This window comes from Acinetobacter sp. ANC 3781, assembly GCF_004331285.1.
In the GTDB taxonomy this organism is placed as follows: Bacteria; Pseudomonadota; Gammaproteobacteria; order Pseudomonadales; family Moraxellaceae; genus Acinetobacter.
Map to the genome: position 1 here is coordinate 116094 of NZ_SJOH01000004.1, position 21150 is coordinate 137243.

At 40.2% G+C, this 21150-nt stretch carries 22 protein-coding genes; 18 read left to right on the forward strand and 4 right to left on the reverse strand.

The annotated features are described in order from the left end of the window. Nucleotides 1–251: 251 nt before the first annotated feature. The 5 genes from E0H89_RS04535 to ruvB all read left to right on the forward strand — a co-directional run bounded on the left by E0H89_RS04535 (nucleotide 252) and on the right by ruvB (nucleotide 5531). Nucleotides 252–1889 (forward strand): sodium:solute symporter family transporter, encoded by a 1638-nt coding sequence (locus tag E0H89_RS04535; RefSeq protein ID WP_131214872.1) that lies wholly within the window; start codon nucleotides 252–254, stop codon nucleotides 1887–1889. Nucleotides 1890–1899: 10 nt separating this feature from the next. Then, the gene (locus tag E0H89_RS16590) at nucleotides 1900–2031 is read left to right on the forward strand and encodes a putative transporter small subunit (protein ID WP_214609800.1); all 132 of its coding nucleotides are present in this window, start codon (nucleotides 1900–1902) and stop codon (nucleotides 2029–2031) included. Nucleotides 2032–2199: 168 nt separating this feature from the next. Beyond that, nucleotides 2200–3540, forward strand: coding sequence for a deoxyguanosinetriphosphate triphosphohydrolase (locus tag E0H89_RS04540; RefSeq protein ID WP_131214874.1), 1341 nt, complete (start codon nucleotides 2200–2202; stop codon nucleotides 3538–3540). A 134-nt stretch (nucleotides 3541–3674) separates the two neighbouring features. Beyond that, nucleotides 3675–4277 carry a Holliday junction branch migration protein RuvA gene (ruvA, locus tag E0H89_RS04545; RefSeq protein ID WP_131214876.1) on the forward strand — a complete coding sequence of 201 codons (603 nt, stop codon included), beginning with the start codon at nucleotides 3675–3677 and terminating at the stop codon, nucleotides 4275–4277. Nucleotides 4278–4523: 246 nt separating this feature from the next. After that, nucleotides 4524–5531 (forward strand): Holliday junction branch migration DNA helicase RuvB, encoded by a 1008-nt coding sequence (gene ruvB, locus E0H89_RS04550; protein WP_131214878.1) that lies wholly within the window; start codon nucleotides 4524–4526, stop codon nucleotides 5529–5531. Nucleotides 5532–5575: 44 nt separating this feature from the next. Here ruvB and E0H89_RS04555 read toward each other — a convergent pair whose 3' ends face one another. Continuing rightward, nucleotides 5576–6229, reverse strand: a complete 654-nt coding sequence (locus E0H89_RS04555) for a hypothetical protein (protein ID WP_131214880.1) — start codon at nucleotides 6227–6229, stop codon at nucleotides 5576–5578. 77 nt (nucleotides 6230–6306) lie between these two features. Further along, nucleotides 6307–6888 (reverse strand): hypothetical protein, encoded by a 582-nt coding sequence (locus E0H89_RS04560; protein WP_131214882.1) that lies wholly within the window; start codon nucleotides 6886–6888, stop codon nucleotides 6307–6309. Nucleotides 6889–7199: 311 nt separating this feature from the next. Here E0H89_RS04560 and E0H89_RS04565 point away from each other — a divergent pair, with 311 nt between their 5' ends. The 7 genes from E0H89_RS04565 (at nucleotide 7200) to pal (ending at nucleotide 13860) form a co-directional block, all read left to right on the forward strand. Beyond that, a complete protein-coding gene (locus E0H89_RS04565) occupies nucleotides 7200–8549 on the forward strand; it encodes an amidohydrolase (RefSeq protein WP_165494021.1) in 1350 nt (449 codons plus the stop codon). A gap of 245 nt (nucleotides 8550–8794) precedes the next feature. Further along, entirely contained in the window at nucleotides 8795–9205 is a 411-nt protein-coding gene (gene ybgC / locus E0H89_RS04570; protein ID WP_131214885.1) for a tol-pal system-associated acyl-CoA thioesterase, read from the forward strand. A 24-nt stretch (nucleotides 9206–9229) separates the two neighbouring features. Further along, complete coding sequence (gene tolQ, locus E0H89_RS04575) at nucleotides 9230–9928, forward strand: protein TolQ (protein ID WP_131214887.1); 699 nt, start codon at nucleotides 9230–9232, stop codon at nucleotides 9926–9928. After that, on the forward strand, nucleotides 9928–10377 hold the full coding sequence (gene tolR / locus E0H89_RS04580; RefSeq protein WP_131214889.1) for a protein TolR: 450 nt from the start codon (nucleotides 9928–9930) through the stop codon (nucleotides 10375–10377). The genes tolQ and tolR overlap by 1 nt, the downstream gene beginning before the upstream one ends. 3 nt (nucleotides 10378–10380) lie before the next feature. Continuing rightward, nucleotides 10381–11763, forward strand: a complete 1383-nt coding sequence (gene tolA, locus E0H89_RS04585; protein WP_131214891.1) for a cell envelope integrity protein TolA — start codon at nucleotides 10381–10383, stop codon at nucleotides 11761–11763. Between the two features lie 205 nt (nucleotides 11764–11968). Next, nucleotides 11969–13252 carry a Tol-Pal system beta propeller repeat protein TolB gene (gene tolB / locus E0H89_RS04590; protein WP_165494022.1) on the forward strand — a complete coding sequence of 428 codons (1284 nt, stop codon included), beginning with the start codon at nucleotides 11969–11971 and terminating at the stop codon, nucleotides 13250–13252. Nucleotides 13253–13290: 38 nt separating this feature from the next. Next, entirely contained in the window at nucleotides 13291–13860 is a 570-nt protein-coding gene (pal, locus tag E0H89_RS04595; RefSeq protein WP_131214896.1) for a peptidoglycan-associated lipoprotein Pal, read from the forward strand. A 52-nt stretch (nucleotides 13861–13912) separates the two neighbouring features. On the opposite strand, the gene E0H89_RS04600 is transcribed toward pal, so the two are convergent. Next, the gene (locus E0H89_RS04600) at nucleotides 13913–14107 is read right to left on the reverse strand and encodes an NF038105 family protein (protein ID WP_131214898.1); all 195 of its coding nucleotides are present in this window, start codon (nucleotides 14105–14107) and stop codon (nucleotides 13913–13915) included. A 187-nt stretch (nucleotides 14108–14294) separates the two neighbouring features. Here E0H89_RS04600 and E0H89_RS04605 point away from each other — a divergent pair, with 187 nt between their 5' ends. The 6 genes from E0H89_RS04605 to E0H89_RS04630 all read left to right on the forward strand — a co-directional run bounded on the left by E0H89_RS04605 (nucleotide 14295) and on the right by E0H89_RS04630 (nucleotide 18548). Further along, complete coding sequence (locus E0H89_RS04605) at nucleotides 14295–15269, forward strand: class 1 fructose-bisphosphatase (protein WP_131214900.1); 975 nt, start codon at nucleotides 14295–14297, stop codon at nucleotides 15267–15269. 54 nt (nucleotides 15270–15323) lie between these two features. Next, complete coding sequence (locus E0H89_RS04610; protein WP_067724910.1) at nucleotides 15324–16100, forward strand: TrmH family RNA methyltransferase; 777 nt, start codon at nucleotides 15324–15326, stop codon at nucleotides 16098–16100. A 167-nt stretch (nucleotides 16101–16267) separates the two neighbouring features. Next, entirely contained in the window at nucleotides 16268–16882 is a 615-nt protein-coding gene (locus tag E0H89_RS04615; RefSeq protein ID WP_131214902.1) for an RNA polymerase sigma factor, read from the forward strand. After that, nucleotides 16879–17199, forward strand: a complete 321-nt coding sequence (locus E0H89_RS04620; RefSeq protein WP_131214904.1) for a hypothetical protein — start codon at nucleotides 16879–16881, stop codon at nucleotides 17197–17199. Before E0H89_RS04615 ends, E0H89_RS04620 begins: the two co-directional genes overlap by 4 nt. Beyond that, complete coding sequence (locus tag E0H89_RS04625) at nucleotides 17189–17593, forward strand: DUF3106 domain-containing protein (protein WP_131214906.1); 405 nt, start codon at nucleotides 17189–17191, stop codon at nucleotides 17591–17593. Before E0H89_RS04620 ends, E0H89_RS04625 begins: the two co-directional genes overlap by 11 nt. 646 nt (nucleotides 17594–18239) lie before the next feature. Beyond that, nucleotides 18240–18548 (forward strand): transposase family protein, encoded by a 309-nt coding sequence (locus E0H89_RS04630; RefSeq protein WP_214609801.1) that lies wholly within the window; start codon nucleotides 18240–18242, stop codon nucleotides 18546–18548. 187 nt (nucleotides 18549–18735) lie between these two features. On the opposite strand, the gene E0H89_RS04635 is transcribed toward E0H89_RS04630, so the two are convergent. Then, nucleotides 18736–21144 (reverse strand): CSLREA domain-containing protein, encoded by a 2409-nt coding sequence (locus E0H89_RS04635; protein WP_131214908.1) that lies wholly within the window; start codon nucleotides 21142–21144, stop codon nucleotides 18736–18738. Nucleotides 21145–21150: the final 6 nt, after the last annotated feature.

Consider the following 21150-nt stretch of genomic DNA (forward strand, 5'->3'; position numbering starts at 1 on the left):
GATGGGGTTCATCAGTTAATTTGATGAACTTATGTTACACTCGCCTTCCCGATATATACAGTTGTTCTTATCGTTAGAACAATTTACGGATGTTCACCTTTATTGTAAGCAGGAATATATCAATATTATATTCATAGACTTACAAGCTTATATTTATCTCAATATTTCTGCTCTTTCTGAATTAGAGCCTTAATCTGTCACTCAGTTGTTAGCTTGTTTAAACAAGACTGTGACGCGCTTAAGGAGTTATTATGTTTCAATTCACTAGTACAACCACTGTACTATTGATGGTGCTTTTTTACGGCATAACTTTTTTACTTTCGTTGCGGATTAAACGAAAAAATGAAAATGTCGATGGTTACATGGTATCCAATGGTTCCATGGGATTTGGTATGTCAGCGGCAAGCATGACCGCCACTTGGATATGGGCCGCTTCATTCTATGCAGCGGCTTCCTCGGGCTATAAATACGGCGTTTCAGGCGCACTGCACTATGGTTTCTGGGGTGCGCTGATGATTCTATTTATTTATCCTTTTGGTAAGCGTTTTCGGGAACTTGCACCTAATGCCCATACGCTAGCCGAAATTATGCATGCCCGTCATGGCACTCAAAGCCAGCTCATTTTAGCGGGTTCAAATATTGTCGGTAGTATTATTAGTTTGATGGTGAACTTTACTGCTGCGGGCGCCTTGGTTGAGATTCTTTCCCCTTTAAGCTTTACTCACGGTGTTCTCATTACGGGTATTGGGGTTTTATCCTATACGCTCTGGTCAGGTTTCCGCTCTTCCGTGTTTACAGATTTTGGTCAGTTGGTGGCGATGATTGTGGCTGCTGTGATTATTATTCCTGTCATTTTTTATACTTTAGGTGGGCCGGCTTTATTCCAAACTGGGGTACACAACTTAAGCGCCGATCAACTGAATTTCTTTTCTAAAGCTGCCTTTCTAGAACAAGGTGCACCTTTTTTTGTCGCCGTTCTGGCCTATGCGATTGGTAACCAAACCATTGCCCAGCGATTATTTGCCGTTCGCGAAGATTTGATCAAACCGAGTTTCATTACTGCAACGATTGGTTACGCAGCGATTGTGATTGGATTAGGAATGCTCGGATTATTGGCCTTGTTTGCTGGCATACAACCTATTGACGGCAATTTAAATAACCTGATTCCACAAATGGCTGCAACCTATCTTCCACCCTTTATGGTGGTATTGCTGTTTATCATGGTAATTGGGGCATTGTCATCTACAGCAGATTCTGACTTATCTGCACTGGCGGCTCTGGTCATGACCGATATTTATGGCAAACAAATCGCCAAAAACCGTCCTGATCCCAAAAAGATGCTGTTTATTGGCCGTATGACCATGATTGTAGCCACCATGCTCGGTATTCTGATTGCGACATTAAAATTCGATATTTTATCAATGTTAATTTTTGTCGGCGCGCTATGGGGAGCAATTGTTTTCCCGGTCATTGTCAGTCTGTATTGGGGTAAAGTCACAGCGCGTGCCTTTAACTGGGCAGTCCTACTGGCCTTTATCAGTTTCCTGACTGTACGTTTTGAATGGATTACGATTCAAGGTCTGACTGCTTATGCTTTTGAGTTTATTGCAACTTTAGGCGCCGGCGTAGTTCTTGGCCTGATGAGTTTTGGTTTTTTTGGCAAAAAAGTCGGTTTATGGGTCGGTATTTTTGCCACTCTCGCTTTATTGCCTTGGACCATCGGATTTTTACGTGACTACACCACTTTATTAAGCTCTCTCACTGCTTATGGCACGAGCGCTTTGGTGTGTACTGGCATCACGTTGTTAAATCGAAAAGATCATTTTGATTTTAAAACAATCAATCAGATGGTGATTGAATTTCATCAATTACCTAACAAAAACAAATAAGGAGTTTTATATGACTACCCAATTTCTTACCTTGTATGTTTTATTTTGGCCACTCGTTGCAACTTGTATTCTTTTTACCTTGTGCACAGCAGTCTATCGCGATACACAAGAAGCAAAAGCGAATGGTGAAGATTTGGTATAATTATTGGTCTCACTTAAAAAAACAGATCTATTGATCTGTTTTTTTCTATAACTCAAGAATAAGTACTTTCACTCAAAAATATTTTCCCGACAATTCATGTCGCACTACTCTAGTCTATTGGATTTTTTTTTGGCATGATGAATTCAGGTCGTCACTGAATAATGATAAATGGAACAAATGCGTTGGTTAGAACTGCTTTCGACAGTTCGCATTGGTAGCAAAAAACAGAGTACAGAACAGGCACGTAGCCCCTTCCATAAAGATTATGACCGTATTATTTTTTCGCAAAGTTTTCGACAATTAAACCGTAAAACTCAAGTCCATCCGCTGACCCAGCATGATGGCATTCATACCCGTTTAACCCATTCTTTAGAAGTGTCCTGTATTGGTCGCTCCCTTGGCATGCTCGCAGCTGAAAAAATTAAAGATCAACTGCCCGTCTGGATTTCCCCTGCCGATGTCGGCGCCATTATTCAGGCCGCCTGTCTGGCACATGATATTGGCAATCCACCTTTTGGACATGCCGGTGAATATGCCATTCGCGAATGGTTTGATGATGCTTCACATGGTAACTTTTTAGCAGAACTCACACCTGAAGAACAAGCCGATGTACGTCAATTTGAAGGTAATGCTCAAGGTTTACGCTTACTGACTAAAATTGACTATCATCCGAATGATGGTGGCATGCGCCTGACTTACGCAACATTAGGCGCTTACTTAAAGTATCCATGGTTGTCTAAAACGATTGCATCTCAGGGCGACCGCCCTGCCAGTCAACGGGCAAAGTTTGGTTGTTATCAGTCTGAAAAAGAAATTCTAAAGCAAATTGCAGAACAGCTGGGTTTAATTCAGTTGGGGGAATATCACTATTGCCGTCATCCACTAACCTATTTATTAGAAGCAGCAGATGACATTTGTTATGCCCTGATTGATTTGGAAGATGGCATTATTTTAAATATGCTTTCTTATGAAGAAGTGGAACCGATTTTCCTTGACCTGATTGCGGATTATGGCAGACCGGAAGAATTGTCTATACCAACGACAACATGGCAGCAAAAAATTGCCGCTTTACGTGGCCGAGTCATGAAACGACTGGTTGATGAAGTGACCACGGCATTTGCCAAACATCACTATGAAATTTTGTCGGGACAACTCAAGGGCAGCTTATTGCAGTATTGCGCTGAAGATATTGAACGTGGCATTGACCGAGCGAAGAATTTGGCGCGTGACAAAATTTTTGAACATCCGCAAAAAGCCGGTCTGGAAATTATCGCGCATCAAAGTCTGCAAAATATTTTGAATGCCTTTATTCCCCTGACCACACCGCATAAAACTTTAAGTTTTAAGGAACAGCGTCTAATGTCTATGCTGCAGCGTGCTGGTGTGAATTTTGAAAGTAATCATTATGAAAATATTATGCAGGTGCTGGACATTATTTCGAAGTTTTCAGACCATCAGGCTTATAACCTGTCACAAGAGTTACAAGGCAACAAAGCCGGTTTGATCTAAGTTTTTGAAGATATGCGGGGTAATACTTCTGCAAATTTTAACGAATTATTTTTAATAAATTATGCGTGAGCATTTTGCCTTTCCTGCGAATGCTCACTACTATGCAACCCACGACAGATAAGTGACAAATTAAAATGATTGGATGTCTCATTGGTGAAGTGTTTGCTTTAGAAGCACCGACAGTACTTTTAAATGTAAATGGCGTGGGCTATGAAGTGGATACCCCACTTTCTACATTTTGCCAATTACACAAAGGGCAAAAAGTGACTTTATGGACACATTTAACGGTTCGTGAAGATGCACAATTGCTTTACGGCTTTTTAGATGCGCAAGAGAAAACCATTTTCCGTACCTTACTTAAAGTAAACGGCGTTGGTCCAAAAATGGCGCTTGGTATTTTATCAACTTTAAGTATCGATTTATTGATTCATACCGTTGAAAATGAAGATCTGAATACCTTGGTAAAAGTTCCGGGTGTGGGTAAGAAAACTGCTGAACGTTTGATGATCGAACTTCGTGACCGTTTTAAAGCCATGTCTGCAGGCAATGTCCCAACCAACTCAACAGCGCCACAAATTCAGTTTACCGGCAATTCTGCTGTGGCAGAAGCGGAAGCGGCTTTACAATCTTTAGGCTACAAACCTGCTGAAGCACAAAAACTGATTAATGCCGTGAAAGGTGATTATATCGAAGCGGGTGATATTATTCGTGCAGCATTAAAGTCGATGAATAAATAATTCATTATTTAATGTTATAGATGTAAATAGATGCAATGAAAAGCAGCCTGAATGCTGCCGCAGAAATATGGAATATGGACATGCCATTATTTCTATAAAGGGTTTTGTTACCTTGCGCGGTATACTGCTCATCTGGCAAAAGTAAAGTTATGCCTACGCAATTGCATCTAAACTCAGATAAATATTTGAGGCTGTATGAATCCTTACGGACTCAATTGATGCCCCTAAAGGTAAATCTAAATCATTATGCAAGACCGTCTTATCAGTGGTTCTGAAAAACCCGAAGATCATTTTGATCGTGCCATCCGTCCCACTTCCCTCGATGACTATATTGGTCAGCCGGTGGTACGTGAGCAAATGGAGATTTTTATTGGCGCAGCTCGTGGTCGTGGTGAAGCACTCGACCATACCCTCATTTTTGGTCCGCCAGGTTTAGGCAAAACCACGCTGGCCAACATTATCGCGCGAGAAATGGGCGGTAATTTAAAATCGACTTCTGGTCCTGTACTTGAACGTGCTGGTGATTTGGCCGCTATGTTGACCAATTTAGAGGAAGGTGATGTTTTATTTATTGATGAAATCCACCGTCTTTCTCCCGTTATTGAAGAAATCCTGTACCCAGCCATGGAAGATTACCAACTCGACATCATGATTGGTGAAGGCCCGGGCGCACGTTCGATTAAACTGGATTTACCACCATTTACTTTAGTTGCAGCAACGACACGTGCAGGTCTACTCACCTCTCCACTACGTGACCGTTTTGGTATTGTGCAGCGTTTAGAATTTTATTCGGTTGAAGATTTAACCCATATTGTGTCGCGTTCAGCATTGTTAATGGAAGTTCCAATGACCGGTGATGGTGCAAAAGAAATTGCCCGTCGTGCGCGTGGTACGCCGCGTATTGCCAACCGTTTGCTGCGTCGTGTTCGTGACTATGCACAAGTCAAAGGCACTGGTGAAGTTAATCAGGATATGGCGCAACGTGCACTGGATATGTTGAAAGTCGATAAAGATGGTTTGGACACTTTAGACCGTCGTTATTTAAGCATGTTGTTAGAACGTTTTGATGGTGGGCCTGCCGGTGTGGAAGCTTTGGCCGCAGCAATGGCGGAAGATTCAGGTACTTTGGAAGATGTGATTGAACCATATTTGATTCAGCAAGGTTATGCAATGCGTACTGCACGAGGCCGTATTGCCACCAATATGGCGTATTTACAGTTTGGGATGACACCGCCTGAACCGAAAGAGAAGTGATATATAAGGGAGATTTATTCTCCCTTTCTTTTATTAGGCAATTCTTATTCAAAGTAGTCTGTAAGATTTAGTTTGAAATTTCTAATTTCATCCTGCCAATAACTTACCTCAACATCGTGTTTTTCTCTCTTTAAACCAGGAGTAATTTCTCTAATCAATCCTCGCTTAAGTATAAGAATACTAGCGCTTAAATCTGATTTCCCTAAGTACAATTCCAATCTTGTCCCATTGATTTCCATTAGATCTCTTTTTTGGGTTAGCTCTGCTAAATAGTCAATTGGTAATGTTCCAATTAGATTATTCTGTAAATTTTTAGCTTCATACATTAAGTGTTCGCATAACGAAATAAATTCAGCAGCTACCGAACGAATTGAATTACATCTTTCGTTAGCTATATCTATTCTTTTTAAGTTTTCTTGGCTTTCAATAAGTTCACGATTTGATGAAGCCATTAAATCCTCTGAGCTTCTAATTTGTTTTATGACAGCCTCAAAAGATTGTTTTGTTAAATCAAAACTTTTCCTTCCATACCAAATCGCAATAATCGTGGCTGATATTCCCAATATAAAAGCGATCATCATCGCAATAACAAAAGACCAAATTGCAGTTGTATCTGTAGAATGATTTAAATCCAAGTACACTTTCTGCCCATTCGGCTGCTGTAAAATTAAAGCCTGACTATTTTCTTGTTCTACCACTTTCCCCTACCTTAATATTTAAAATTTCTATTGAAATCATCTTAAATTTTTTCTATTTATTTTAAGCAATTGGATACTTATAACTTAGAAATAACGCGTACTTCTTCCACCAACATTAACTCACATGAACCGCCGCCTGTATCTTCACGACTTAAAGAGCTCCGCCATGTCCATCCATCTTGTGCTTTTACTTCCACCAAATGCCCTTTCAAATAAATCAAATTGTCTTGATCAATTTGAGCCAGTTGTTTGGCGATTGCTTTTGTTGCAGGAATTAAATGCGTATTGGCACTATGGGTTGAAATTTCATTGACTGGAATAGGTGGAGCATTTTCATAACGCCAGTAATACCAACGATTACTTTGCCGGATAGACAACTGCTTATAAACGGCAGGATTTGCCATGGCTCCCCATCCCAAAGCAAAATCGACCGGGCTAATTTCCGATTCACGTCCAAAGTTATAATTTTCTCTCGATAAAACCCGAAACTCTCCCGTATAAGGCTGTAAACTCGTCATGCTGTAACCGTTGAACTGCTGCACTCCCTCTATGCTTTGATAATCAGCCGCATCTGAAATGCCTTTATCCGGTTTCAGCCAATAATTCCACAGTGCGAACCCCAATGCGAAAATAACTATATATTTAAAAAAGCGACTCATTTAAATCTCGAATGTTTAGCTAGGCTGTAACAACTTAATAAATTGAATCGAATTAAATCTCTGGGACACAGATCCAAAAACTAACTCTTGCAACAACCGCAACTCATTAGATGCTAATTTCAAAGTAAAATACATAAATTTACAAAGTAAAAGTATAAATAAAAACCTTTTATTCCAATCACTAAAATAAAGCATACCTTAAAGGTATATTTAAGATACCTACAGGGTTTTGGTTAAATTTAAAACAATATGCAATTCTATAGAGTCACTTTAACTATTTCAAACTCTTAAGGTTCTCCCAAGATATGAACATGTACAAGCAGATCTCCCTTTGTCTTCCCCTTATCCTTTGCAGCCAACTGAGCTTTGCAGACTGGATTGATGATTCCGTTAAAAATGTTGAAGCACATACTATTAAGCTTCGCCAACACATTCATCAACATCCTGAACTTGGAAATATGGAATTCAAAACTTCTGAGCTGGTACAAAAAGAGTTAAAATCTTATGGCATTGAAGTGCGTAAAGGCTATGCCAAAACAGGTGTGATTGGTGTACTTAAAGGGGCGAAACCGGGTCCAGTGATGGCATTACGTGCGGATATGGATGCCCTGCCGATTGAAGAAAAAACTGGTCTTCCTTATGCCAGTAAAGCCAAAGCCATTTATCAAGGTGCAGAAACTCATGTCATGCACGGCTGTGGTCATGATGCGCATACCGCAATGTTATTGGGCGCAGCCAAAGCTTTAGCAGCCAATAAAGATAAAATTGCAGGTACTGTAGTCTTTGTATTCCAGCCGGCTGAAGAAGGCGGTGCCGATATTGATAACTTTACTCAAGGTCATTTAATTGGTTCACGTAAAATGATTGCCGATGGTGCATTGAATAATCCTAAACCGGAAGTCATTTTCGGTATGCATGTAATGGCAGGCATGCCAAGCGGCAATATCCTGTATAAAGATGGCGCGATTCTGAACAGTGCCGACCATTTACGTATTCAAGTCAATGGTAAACAGGTACATGGCTCTATGCCTTGGCTCGGACGTGACCCAATCTATGCGTCTTCACAAATGATCAGCAACATGCAAAGTTTAATCAGTCGTAATGCTGATTTGACCCAAGGCATGGGCGTAGTCAGTATTGGCAGTATTCACGGCGGTACAACCGGTAATGTCATCCCCGATCAGGTGAATATGGTCGGCACTATTCGTTCCAACAGTGAAAATGTTCGCCAAGGTATTTTAAAAGACTTACCAAAAATGGTTGAACATAATGCCGCAGCCAATAATGTGACTGCAAAAGTAGAAATTGCCCCATACGCGCCTGTGACGACCAATGACAAAACCTTAACCAAGCTGATGCAACCTACACTTGCGCAAGTGAATGGCGAAGATAAACTGCATGTGCTGGACAACAATGCCAGTGCCAGTGAAGATTTTGCTTATTATGGTCAGCTGATGCCATCTTTGTTCGTCTTTGTCGGCGCAACCCCTGCCGATCAAGACATGGCGAAAGCTGCACCTAACCATAACCCGTTATTTATCGTCGATAATGCAACTTTAAAAACCGGAGTAGAAAGCCATGTGCGCTTCGTCCTGGATTATCCAAAAGTTGCCGAACAGGTACAGGCAGACTGGAAAAAGATGCACGCTGCAAAAAAATAAAATACATTTTTTCAAAAAAGTGAGCATCCTTTGCTCACTTTTTTAGCTCTAAAGGTTTTGCTAATTCAATACAGAATAGATCTCATTTGAAACCTTGTGCCATTGGACTCAACTCTCATGATGATAAACTGCAATGCGTTACATAGCTTGACTCTTAGCGCAAAAACCGTCATTTCCACAGTTTTTTCAATCCGCTAAAAGTGCAGCTAAATCCATAAAACTGAATTGAAAAATGGGACCCAATCATGACGAATAAATTCGAATTTAACATTCGTGTATATATTGAAGACACTGACGCAGGTGGCATTGTCTATCATGCAAACCATATTCGTTTTATGGAACGCACCCGCACCGAATGGTTACGTGCGGCAGGCGTTGAGCATTACTGGCATCAAAAAGATTATCACTTTGTGGTACATAAAATAAATGTGAAATATTCACGTCCAATCCTCATGGATGATCTGATTACGGTGACTGCGAGTGTTGTTTCATGTAAAGCAACATCTTTTGTATTGCAACAAAATATTTATCGTGGTGAAATCATGCTTGCATCTGGAGAAGTCGAATTGGCATGTATTAGTGTAGACGGCATGCGTCCAACACGGCTTCCTGAGGAAATCCGTAATCTAATTCTAAAAGAGTTAGGACAAGACTAAAAAATTTATTGGCACATTGTAACTATGGCAACACAACTAGAATCATCTTTACACATATCAGATCTTATTTTACAAGCAAGTCCCATCGTTCAACTGGTCATGTTGGTGCTCCTGCTAGCATCTTTATACAGTTGGTATCTGATTGCCAAGTTACATATGAGTTATAAAAAGGCCCAGGCTGAAGATGAGCATTTTCAAAAAATCTTCTGGTCTGGCGCTGAACTTAATACCCTATACAACAACGCCCAACTCAATTCCAAACGTACCGGTCTGGAAGATATCTTCTATCAAGGCATTGGCGAGTTTTTTAAACTTAAAAAATTCCGAGCTCCTGCTACACAAACGATTGAAGGTACAGAACGTATTTTACGTGTCGGTTTAAGCCGTGACCAAGGTTTGCTTGAACAAGGCTTGGGCGCACTTGCCAGTATTGGTTCTGTTGCACCTTATATCGGTCTGTTCGGTACGGTTTGGGGCATCATGAATGCCTTTATTGGTCTGGCAGATGTTGATCAAGTTACTTTGGCAACGGTAGCTCCCGGTATTGCCGAAGCCCTCATTGCAACAGCGATTGGTCTTTTTGCTGCAATTCCTGCTGTATTGGCCTTTAACCATTACACTGCTAAAGGTGAAACTGTCTATTCTGACCGCGCATTATTTGCTGAAGAAATGGTGGCGCTATTACAACGTCAAACTGTGAGTTCTACACAGGAAAATGACTAATGGCAATTCAGCGTTCTGGACGCTTTGAGCGTGTCAAAAAGCCTTTAAAAAGTGAGATGAATGTCGTCCCTTATATCGACGTCATGCTAGTACTTTTGGTGATTTTTATGGTCACTGCACCCATGATCACCAGTGGGATTAAAGTCGATTTACCTCAAGCCAATGGCAATCCCATCGAATCTAAAGATGCACCAACAATCGTGACCCTGGATAAAGACGGTCTGTATTATCTGGAATATAAAAACCAGAAAAACGGTCCTGTTGATTTGGCTCAGTTAACAAGTGTTTTAATTGAGGCACAAACCCAAGCCAAAAATGATAACAAGGAAATGAATGTTGTTATTAATGGTGCTACCACACGTCCTTATGGAGAGGTCATGGCTTTAATGTCAGGTCTTCAAGATGCTGGTTTAACACAAGTTAGTTTACTAACCAAGCCTCTAGAATAAAGTATGAAAGATTTCAAAAAGCCACAATCTAAAGAAAAAACAATTGCGCTTGGATTTACCCTTGGAGTCCATGTAGTGGCAATGACTGGCTTACTTTTTTTGGGCATGAGTAAACCGGTCGAGCCACCTAAACAGATTAAAATGGTTTTGGTCACACCCGAAGATTTATTACCACCCGAACCTATGCCTTTAGAACAGACCGACTCTGCTGAAACAGCACATGAAAAGGTGGCAGAACAGATACAACAAACTGCAAAACCAAGTGTTGAAGATGCCCCTGTTATTCCCGTTACGCAACCTACTCCTCCTACACCACCAGCAAAGCCTGATGTAAATAAAGCTGCACAGGAAACCAAGGCTGCAGCTGAGGCTCTGAAAAAAGCGCAACAGAAAGCTGCTGAACAGGCAAAAGCAGCTGAAGCCAATAAATTAAAAGCTCAAGCGGATGCGGGTAACAAAGCTAAGGCAGATGCAGCCAATAAAGCCCAAGCGGACGCTGCTGAAAAAGCTAAAGCGGACGCAGCTGCAAAAGCCAAGGCAGATGCCGCTGCAAAAGCCAAGGCAGATGCCGCTGCAAAAGCCAAGGCAGATGCCGCTGCAAAAGCCAAGGCAGATGCCGCTGAAAAAGCCAAAGCTGATGCGACTAACAAAGCTAAAGCTGATGCTGCAAATAAAGCTAAAGCCGATGCTTCAAATAAGGACAAAGCGGACGCAGCTGCAAAAGCCAAAGCGGATGCTGCAAATAAAGCCAAAGCCGATGCTTCAAATAAGGCCAAAGCGGACGCAGCTGCAAAAGCCAAAGCGGATGCAGCCAATAAAGCTAAAGCTGATGCTGCAAATAAAGCCAAAGCCGATGCTTCAAATAAGGCCAAAGCGGACGCAGCTGCAAAAGCCAAAGCGGATGCAGCCAATAAAGCTAAAGCAGATGCTGCGAATAAAGCCAAAGCTGAAGCTGCTGAAAAAGCTAAAGCGGATGCGGCTAACAAAGCCAAAGCGGATGCAGCCAATAAAGCTAAAGCGGATGCAGAAGCGCGTGAACATGCAGCTGAAGAAGCGAAAGCATCCGCTGCCAAACAAGCCGCTGAAGAAGCCGCGACCAAAAAAGCTGAAGCAAAGAAAATTGCCTCAACTGCAAAACGTGACTTTGAAAATAAAGTTAGACGTGCTTGGGATATTCCAAGCGGCTCATCTGGTCAAAAAGCCACTGCTCGTGTGACTTTAAGTGATAGTGGTGCTGTTCAATCGGTGATTGTGAACTCAAGTGATCCGGACATGAAAGCCAGTGTAGAAGCCGCTGTACGTGCAGCCGCTCCTTACCCGATGCCTTCCGATCCAGATGCACGACGTGAAGCAAGAACCTTTACTTCAAGCTTTACTGCGAAATAAAATAAAAAGCCACATCAAACTTGATTGATGTGGCTTTTTGACAGTTGAACTTAACTGTTGCTAAAAATGGTAAAATTTTATTCATTTTTCACAGTCTTATAACAGTTTAGTCATTATGATGGGCTTTCAATCATTCGAAATCATGCCATTATGTGACACAGCCGAATTCACAATAATTTACATTTTTTAGAGTACGTAGCGGATGATGGAAATGACACGTAAACATCTACTTTGCCTAACCATTTTGACAGCTTTAAGTCCTGTTTTAGCAACCCACTCTTATGCACAACTGCATTTAGAAATTACTAAGACACCAGAAGAAGCACCGAAAATTGCCATTATTCCATTTAATAATGATCAAAGCATTTATCCTATTGTGGAAAATGACTTAAACCGTTCAGGCAAATTTTCAAGTGCTTCAAAAAACCTGCCTGCAACAGCGAGTATGAACACCCCAAATACAGAGGCGTGGAAATCTGCAGGTGTTCCTTATGTGGTCACCGGTACAGTAAAAACAACAGAAAATGGTAGTTTTGAGGTTCATTATCAACTCTACGATATCGAAAAACAGCAGTATTTATTAAATGAATTGCTGACTGTTCCTGCTTCACGTATTCGCCAAGCCGGCCACATGATTAGTGACGCAATTTATCAGGCATTGACCGGTATTGCAGGTGACTTTAGTGGACGTATTGCTTATGTGCTACGTAACCCGGCTACTCCTGAACAGCGCTACACTCTACAAATTGCAGATACAGATGGCGAACAGCCAAAAACTATTCTGAACTCTCGTGATCCAATTTTGTCACCGGCCTGGACACCCGATGCGAAAAAAATTGCCTACGTTTCATTTGAAACTAAACGTCCTGCGATTTATGTACAAGACTTAGCCACAGGTCAGCGTGAAAAACTGGCGAGTTTCCGTGGTTTAAATGGTGCACCAAGTTTCTCGCCAGATGGTAAAAGCATGCTGTTTACTGCATCGTTACATGGCAACCCTGAAGTTTATCAAATGAACTTGGAAACACGTCAGTTACAACGTATGACCAATGACAGTGCCATTGATACAGAAGCACGTTATGCCCCAGATGGTAAATCATTTATTTTTACCTCTGACAGAGGCGGTTCACCACAAATTTATACCTATAACTTTGCCGATGCTTCAACTAAGCGCCTGACTTTCCGTGGTGCATTTAATGCACGCGGCACATTAAGTGCGGATGGTAAAAAAGTTGCTTTAGTCCATCGTCCAAGTGGCAGCAATTACAAAGTTGCTATTCAGGATATTAATACCGGCATTACCAACATTCTAACCCCAACCAGTTTGGATGAATCACCAAGCTTTTCACCGAATGGACAAATGGTGGTCTATGCAACGCGTGAAGGGAATCGCGGTTTATTGTCCATTATGTCGCTTGATGGCCGTTTCCGCATGAATTTACCAAGTGAACAAGGTGAGGTTCGTGAACCTGCTTGGGCCCCTAAATAACAATTTAATTTAAAGCAATGATGATCATGGAGATAAAGATGAAAGCAGTTAAATTATTAGTCCTTCCTGTTCTTGCAACAGCGTTAGTGATGACCGGTTGTGCCAGCCGTAAACCTGCAGCTGAAATTCAAGCAGGACAAAATCCATCTGGAGCAGGCACAGTAAGCACTGAAGGCTTAAGTGAAGATGCTGCCCTAAGTGCGCAAAACCTGGCAGGTGCTTCTTCTAAAGGTGTGACTGCAGCAAATAAAGCATTCTTGGCAAAACGTGTAGTTCACTTTAACTATGACAGTAGTGATCTTTCTAACGAAGACTATCAAACCCTTCAGGCCCATGCACAATTTCTTGTTGCCAATGCAAATTCAAAAGTGGCTTTAACTGGTCATACCGATGAACGTGGTACACGTGAATACAACATGGCTTTGGGTGAGCGTCGTGCGAAAGCAGTAGAAAGCTTCCTCATTACCAATGGCGTTGCTGCTACACAATTAGAAGCCGTAAGCTATGGTAAAGAAATGCCAATTAATGCTGGCCATGATGAAAATGCATGGAAAGAAAACCGCCGTGTAGAACTGAACTACGAAGCTGTTCCACCTTTATTAAAATAATGGCATGAATAAAAAAGCGCTTAATCTTTTGATTAAGCGCTTTTTTTGTATTTTAAGCTTGTTCAGAATTTTCAACTTCATCATTTGAGCTTTGCATGGATTCGATTAGATCATGCTTATTGAATTTTTTATATTCTGGTTTTGCTTCATAAGCCTTCCAGGCTTCTTTCACTTTTTCGTCAGAAATATCATCTAAATTCATAGCTTCATTTGGCGTTGGAGTCGCATCAAACTTTTGCGTTGTCATAACTGGGCTCCTATCACGATTTTTAATACCCGTTGTTCCTCAACATAGCATTTTCCACAGAACTTACAAGAGTAAAATCACGACAAATAGTCGAGTTTAATTGTTCTTTTGCCGCGTTCTCATCTAAAATGACTGCCTATATTCTTTTGATAATTTTTTATCATTTTCTAATTGGAGTTTTCCTGACATGTCATACCTCACCCTTTCCCAATTTCTAGAACAAAAATCAGGGAACTTAACACCTGAACTTGCTCAAGTAATTGAAACAATTGGTAATACATGTAAAGCCATCGATCAGTTATTACAAAAAGGAGCTTTGGCAGGTGTCTTGGGTAGCGCACAACACGAAAACGTACAAGGTGAAGAACAAAAGAAACTTGACGTTATTTCGAATGATTACTTGATCGACGCTTTAAAAGTTCATCCACATGTAGGCGGGTTGGCTTCAGAAGAGCTCGATGATTTCACTCCGGCTCAAGAAAATGGTGAGTTCCTGGTATTGTTCGATCCACTTGATGGTTCAAGCAACATCGACATCAATATGTGTGTCGGCACAATTTTCTCTATTTTGCCGGCTAAAAATGCCGTGACGAAAGCTGAGGATTTCATGCAACCCGGTACAAATCAGGCTGCTGCGGGTTATGTATTATATGGCCCTTCTACTATGATGGCGCTTACCGTAGGTGCAGGTGTTGCATTCTTCACTTTCGATCCTGAAACTCAAGAATTTTTATTAACTTCTGAAAATATTCAGGTCGCTGCCGATACCAAAGAATATGCTATCAATGCATCCAATCAACGTCATTGGGAAGAACCGGTAAAACGCTATATTGGTGAACTTCAAGACGGTCAAACGTCAGTGCGTGGTAAAGACTTCAACATGCGCTGGGTGGCTTGTATGGTGGGTGATATTCACCGTATTCTTTGCCGTAGCGGTATTTTCTTATATCCATACGACACGAAAGATCCTCAAAAAGCCGGTCGTCTTCGCTTAATGTATGAAGCAAACCCAATGAGTATGTTGATGGAACAAGCGGGTGGCGCATCTACCACTGGCCGTGTTCGTATTTTAGAAATTCAACCGACCGAATTGCATCAGCGTGTTCCTGTTGTGATTGGCTCTAAAAATGAAGTTGACTTAGTTACTCACTACCACCATTAATTTAAAAAATGGAAGTAAGCGTATTTGTCGCTTACTTCCACGGATAACTCTCCCATGCCAGCTTTTTTTCTTGAATCAAAAGACAATCCAAAAATCAAACACCTACGTGGATTGATTGAGCAAAGTTCATTCCGTAAAAAGAATCGTCAAACGGTACTTGAAGGTACCCATTTAAGCCTTGCCTGGTTAGAACAGAATCGAAGCATTAATTCTATATTCACCACTGAAGCTGCCTATAGTCATCCTGATTTAGAAAAAATTGTATCCTTGTACGACGGTAATGTTTTTATACTCAGTGAAGCTTTATACAACGACCTAAGTACCTTAGGCACTTCTTTGGCATGTTTGGCAATTGTTGATTTACCGAGTTCAAATCAAGCCTTAAATTTTAAAGAAGACACTCTAATCCTAGATAATATCCAGGATCCGGGTAATGTGGGAACTTTGCTACGTTCAGCTGCCGCTGCCGGCATTGAGCAAGTTGTATGCACCAAAGGTTCAGCCTCGATCTGGTCACCGCGCGTTTTACGTGCAGGTATGGGTGCACATTTTTCTCTACAAACCTATGAAAATATTGCTTTAGAAGATCTTTTAGAGAAATTTACCATACCAGTCTATGTTACCAGCTCGCACCAATCTGAAAGCCTTTACTCAAAGAACTTAAGAAAACAGTGCGTTTGGATTCTGGGTAATGAAGGTCAAGGTGTCTCTGATTATGCACTTAAGCATGCTGAAGCTGTTTCTATTCCACAGCCGGGTGGACAAGAATCATTGAATGTTGCTGTTGCAGGTTCGATTTGTTTCTTTGAGATGGTTCGCCAACGTTTATAAGCCTGTCGTTTCGTTACTTTATTTTAAACATCACCTGTTAATGTTTAAAAATAGACTACACTAGAAAAATAATAAATTTGTTGTCAACCAAACCATTATTCCTAACGTTATATATGTATGAAAATAGGAATAATGGTGGGTGTCCAATGACAGGATTTTCCATCTCTATGGATTCAGCACCAAAACAGTCTCAAGCGGAAAATTTGAGTATTCTGAAGAGTACGGCTGAACAGCGCCTAAAAATTTTTATGCAGGATGTGACAGGGCGTGCCTTGGTGATGATGGAAAGTGCGACTCAAGGTCAACAAGGTATTGCGATGGATTTGGTGCAAGAAGCTTTTATTTCCTTGCACAAAGCATATGCCGAAAAGCCGACTGATGAATGGTATCCCCTGTTTTACACCATTTTGAACCATAAATTACAAGACTGGCGTAGAAAAGAAGTTCGGCGAGCACAACCTTTTTCATTTTTTAAAAAGGTGAGTCTCGATGACGATGATATTGAACTGAATGATATTGTTGATGAAAATACTCCCAGCCCATTCGATTTTCTTGATCAAGCCGTAACGGCCGAAGAAATACAGCAAGCTATTTCTCAGCTTCCCGTTCGACAGCAACAGGCTTTTATGCTGCGTGCTTGGGAGGGCTTTGATACACACACTACTGCGCAAATCATGGAATGCAGTGAAGGCAGTGTAAAAACGCATTATCACCGTGCTATTCAAGGTCTTCGGAACTCGTTGGCACATTTGAATCCATACTCTGGAGGGTCATCCGAATGAAACAAGATGATTACTTAAAAAAAGTTACTTCCAAACTCGATGGACTCGCACAACACCATAAAGATAAAGCTGTTGTGATGAACCATGTTATTGAAGAAATTCAAGAACGGGAAACCTCCCGTTACGGACTTTGGAAAATGTCAGGATTTGCACTTGCTGCTGCAATTGCAGGTTTTGTAGTATTTCCAAATTCTATTGATATAGCTGAAAAGCCTCAGAATCAAGTTGTAGTTACTCCAAAATTATCACCACAAATGGTTGAAGATTTAGAGATGTTAATGGTTTTAGGCGAGGATAAAGTTCCCCATGGCAGCTAAAAGATTAGCATTTGCTTTTTGTGCACTCGGATTTCTACAAACCAGTTTCGCTGGTTTTGAACGTTTTTGGATTTTTTCTAAAGATGCAGACACTCAATTGGCAGAAACCTGGGAAACCCTGTCAGATGCTGAACAGCGTGCACTTATCCAGCGCTATCAATCGCTGAAAGAACTACCTGACTCACAAGGCACCGCTTTACACCAACGTATGGATTGGTTTACCCAGCTGCCAGAGCAAGAAAAGCAAAAAATGCGAGAAACCTGGCAAAAAATGAGTAGCCAAGAGCGTAGAGATTTAGGCACACGCATGCAAAAGGCAACCCCTGAAGAAAGACCTGCTATTCGAGATGAATACATCAGTAAATATTTACAACCTCAATCTGCAAGTCACTAAATTAATAATAGTGGCTATCCAAAAAGATAGTCATTATTTTGAGTTTTGCTTAATAGCGACATCCCCCACTTTGATCATTACGATAAACTTTGTACGAATAACAATATTAGAATTCTTTCATAAATCAAAAAATGATCTTTTTTGATTGATATTTACATCCTACATTTCAGCACTATCCTGCATAATCTCTGGACAAAATACATTAATTCAAAAAAACTTTTTGAAACCCAGTTCAAGCAATACACTCACATCTCATGGATAACTTCTATTTAATACTTGAGCAACTGAAAATGCATACCCCTGCCAAAGACAGATCACCTAACTTAAGTTTATAAGATCAAGTTCTGCTTTGTCCGCGCTAGTGGGGGGGGAAAGAATTTTTTCATGAGGTTATGAGTTAGGGGATTTCAGAGCCAACCGCCTTAAGACTTTTACGTCATGTAGAAGATAATTTGATTCATTTGAATCTCTTTTAATTTACCGAAGAGTTTGTCTGTTATACACTTTCAACTAGAAAATGAGTGCTAAGGTGTTGCTTGGAATATTGTGATCGTGGATGCCATAGAAATTCATATCTAACAGCCTAAAAAATAGAAAAAAAGCTATAGCGGTAAAAAAGACAGGTATCTTTTAAGGGCAGACAATAATTCAGTATAAAACTCAGCAAATACTGAGTTTATGTAGCAGTTGTGGTGTGGTGCATGATTTCGAGCTATTCAAACGTAATTTACAGCAGATTCTTTTCGGAGATTTTATTCTTGCAGATAAAGGCTATCAGGAAATTTATAATTTTTATTCCAATAACCAGTTGCCGTTCAAAGCCAAGAAACGTTGTATATTGAATCCTGTACTAAAACACTATAATCAGAACATCAATAAAACAAGAATACAGATTGAGCAATTATTTGGTAGTTTAAAAACCTTCAAAATCCTTTGCACAACATTATTGAAATAGAGGCAAAAGACTTGGTTTGAGATTCAATTTAATTGCTGGAATCCATAACTTGGAACTGAGCAAAAGATGATTTATGAGGGTTCATGCTTAATCAAATTAAATAAATAATATTTTTATGTTCATAAGATTTTGAATGCCTTATAAAAAATGCCTTACTAAATAAGGCATTTTTTAAATTTCAAGTTCACTATTTCTTTCTACGACCTCTATACAAGCCAAGTCCTAGTAAGCCTATAACACTATATATTCCAAGACTTCCACCACCGCCTGATGCTTGATTATTTGTATTTTTCTCAGTATTGAGTAAGTTAATTTCCGCATTATTTGATGGTATACCCTCTGCATCATAAATCTTATATTTAAGCTCATAGTCAAACTGACTAAAATTATTTTTCACTTCAAAATAAAGCTGCCCGCCATAACAGGTATCTTTGATATCGTTACCTGGACATGGGCCTTTCCGATCCGCATTTATAATTAAACCAGCAGGAATGGTTTCTATCCTTATCGGCAGCTCCACCCCCTGTGCATCCTTGTAAAATACACTTTTATTAGTTGTTAAATGTGTTGTCGGTCCATCCCCATCATCACTATCATTAACTAACGGATTAACACTTAGCGCCGAATTTGAGCTTGGAGTAATGGAATAGGTATCATCTTTTGCAATAGGAGCAATATTGATAAAATTTGCGGTTATAAGTCCAGTAGATGTGATTGAACTGCCTAGTTTAGAAGCAATACTATATGAACAGTAAGATTGACCATCTACCACTTTACCATCTGTACGATAAATGATGATTTGTTTTAGATCTTCCTTCCATTCACACTTAAAGTTAGGATCAGCAGCTCCTACAAACTCGTACCCCCCATTTTTTTCAACAAAATTACCTATACCATAGTTATAGGTCGTTATCGTATAGTTATCGGTATTTAGCGCTTTAAGTTGAATTGCACCACTCACATCCGAAGCAGGCTCTTCGCTTGGTAAAGTATTTAAGAAAGGATCAAAATATATGGCACGATACTGCACATATTGTTCAGTAAATTGTTTTAAGGCTTCATATTTTTTTAAATCTTCTTGATCTTTTGTTTTAAGCTCTTTATCTGCTTCAGGATCTGCAAGATATCCTTTAAATTTGTCAATTTGCGCTTGATACTCGGCAATAAGAGTAGTGTAAGAACGATTTGTTAATGTCGTTGTATCCGCTGCAGTTAAACGCATACGTTCAATCGAGCCAATATCACAGGTGTTGTTCAGATCTGGATCTAATATATGGGTGGTATCTGTAATGCGCGCCAGATTACGTTGATCGGTGCGACTACATTCCGACTCACCCGCATTTACCAAGTCAGTAGCATTCTGATTATCGATTGGATAATACATTGGTAAAAATAAATTATATTTAGATGGAGGTTGATAGGGTGACAAAACGGTCAACATATCGGTTGAACTTAAATTGATATTGGTATTTAAAGTAGTATTCCCAGCCGTAGACGTTGCTGGTAAATCACACTGCCCTATTCCAGAATTAAGCTGTAAAGCATTTTGATAGGCACCAATAACACGTTTAGTGTCTGTCAAATCGCCATTTTTTAAAGCATAACGGCAAGACTTACCGCTGTTATAAGCCAATACATTGAAATTTAAAGAAATACTTCCAGTATCATCATAATACAAAGTACTATGCGCATTATTTTCAACAATAGTATTACTGAGCAGAGACAATTCGGAACCTGGACTTAAACGATGATCGCCAGTATTTATCATCCGGAAAATGCTGCCATTACTGCTATTCGCTGTATTTTTTGCAATTGTGCTTGCAGTGATCTGTACCTTTGAGCTACCACATAAATCTATTGCACTCTGGCTAGTTGCTGAACCATTTTCCACAATACTGCTGTTATTAATACTAATAAGCGCATTTGTTTTACCCAGATTTACCATACAGTCCATCGCAATAACACTACCTTCATTTGCGTTATTGCCTTGTATTAGGGTATTGCTTAAAGTAATTTGATTTTCTGACTTGTGTGCTACGAAATAAATTGCCCCACCATCTTTAGCTGAGACTGAGTTTAAAATAGCACTGTTGACCATATTTAAAGAACCGCCAATCAACAATGCTCCACCCACTTCGCTTGAAGCCCCGCCATCTAAGGTAACATTGTATAAAGACAGTGTCGGCGATTGGTCAACGGTATTAAAAATTCGTGATGCACCTTTTGTGGTAATTTTAGTCTTTAAGTTTTGGCGTGCCGGATATTCATTGGTTAAGACATCCTTGGTTGAATAATCAACTGGCAATTTCCCATAAATATAAATTTCCGATTCAGGCGTTAATTCACTATTAAGGATATATTCCCCTTCCTCAAGCTGAATATAATCTTTCTGCCCCCTCTCAGGATTACCTGCAGCACAACCACCATAAGCCTTATTTAAACTGGCTGCTTTAATTGCTTCACGCAATGAACATTTATTATTGGAATTATCTTCATCATCGAAGGTATTAACATAAATTGTTTTGTGTTCTGCTGCCATGAGTGACATGGCAGACAATACCATGGCCGTGAGCAATCCCTTTTTATAATTTTTCATAGATCG

Excerpts from the sequence above, each read along its gene's own strand:
- E0H89_RS04535 (WP_131214872.1), top strand. The coding sequence starts at position 252 with ATGTTTCAATTCACTAGTACAACCACTGTACTATTGATGGTGCTTTTT.
- E0H89_RS16590 (WP_214609800.1), top strand. The coding sequence starts at position 1,900 with ATGACTACCCAATTTCTTACCTTGTATGTTTTATTTTGGCCACTCGTT.
- E0H89_RS04540 (WP_131214874.1), top strand. The coding sequence starts at position 2,200 with ATGGAACAAATGCGTTGGTTAGAACTGCTTTCGACAGTTCGCATTGGT.
- ruvA (WP_131214876.1), top strand. The coding sequence starts at position 3,675 with ATGATTGGATGTCTCATTGGTGAAGTGTTTGCTTTAGAAGCACCGACA.
- ruvB (WP_131214878.1), top strand. The coding sequence starts at position 4,524 with ATGCAAGACCGTCTTATCAGTGGTTCTGAAAAACCCGAAGATCATTTT.
- E0H89_RS04560 (WP_131214882.1), bottom strand. The coding sequence starts at position 6,888 with ATGAGTCGCTTTTTTAAATATATAGTTATTTTCGCATTGGGGTTCGCA.
- E0H89_RS04565 (WP_165494021.1), top strand. The coding sequence starts at position 7,200 with ATGTACAAGCAGATCTCCCTTTGTCTTCCCCTTATCCTTTGCAGCCAA.
- ybgC (WP_131214885.1), top strand. The coding sequence starts at position 8,795 with ATGACGAATAAATTCGAATTTAACATTCGTGTATATATTGAAGACACT.
- tolQ (WP_131214887.1), top strand. The coding sequence starts at position 9,230 with ATGGCAACACAACTAGAATCATCTTTACACATATCAGATCTTATTTTA.
- tolR (WP_131214889.1), top strand. The coding sequence starts at position 9,928 with ATGGCAATTCAGCGTTCTGGACGCTTTGAGCGTGTCAAAAAGCCTTTA.
- tolA (WP_131214891.1), top strand. The coding sequence starts at position 10,381 with ATGAAAGATTTCAAAAAGCCACAATCTAAAGAAAAAACAATTGCGCTT.
- tolB (WP_165494022.1), top strand. The coding sequence starts at position 11,969 with ATGGAAATGACACGTAAACATCTACTTTGCCTAACCATTTTGACAGCT.
- pal (WP_131214896.1), top strand. The coding sequence starts at position 13,291 with ATGAAAGCAGTTAAATTATTAGTCCTTCCTGTTCTTGCAACAGCGTTA.
- E0H89_RS04600 (WP_131214898.1), bottom strand. The coding sequence starts at position 14,107 with ATGACAACGCAAAAGTTTGATGCGACTCCAACGCCAAATGAAGCTATG.
- E0H89_RS04605 (WP_131214900.1), top strand. The coding sequence starts at position 14,295 with ATGTCATACCTCACCCTTTCCCAATTTCTAGAACAAAAATCAGGGAAC.
- E0H89_RS04610 (WP_067724910.1), top strand. The coding sequence starts at position 15,324 with ATGCCAGCTTTTTTTCTTGAATCAAAAGACAATCCAAAAATCAAACAC.
- E0H89_RS04615 (WP_131214902.1), top strand. The coding sequence starts at position 16,268 with ATGGATTCAGCACCAAAACAGTCTCAAGCGGAAAATTTGAGTATTCTG.
- E0H89_RS04620 (WP_131214904.1), top strand. The coding sequence starts at position 16,879 with ATGAAACAAGATGATTACTTAAAAAAAGTTACTTCCAAACTCGATGGA.
- E0H89_RS04625 (WP_131214906.1), top strand. The coding sequence starts at position 17,189 with ATGGCAGCTAAAAGATTAGCATTTGCTTTTTGTGCACTCGGATTTCTA.
- E0H89_RS04635 (WP_131214908.1), bottom strand. The coding sequence starts at position 21,144 with ATGAAAAATTATAAAAAGGGATTGCTCACGGCCATGGTATTGTCTGCC.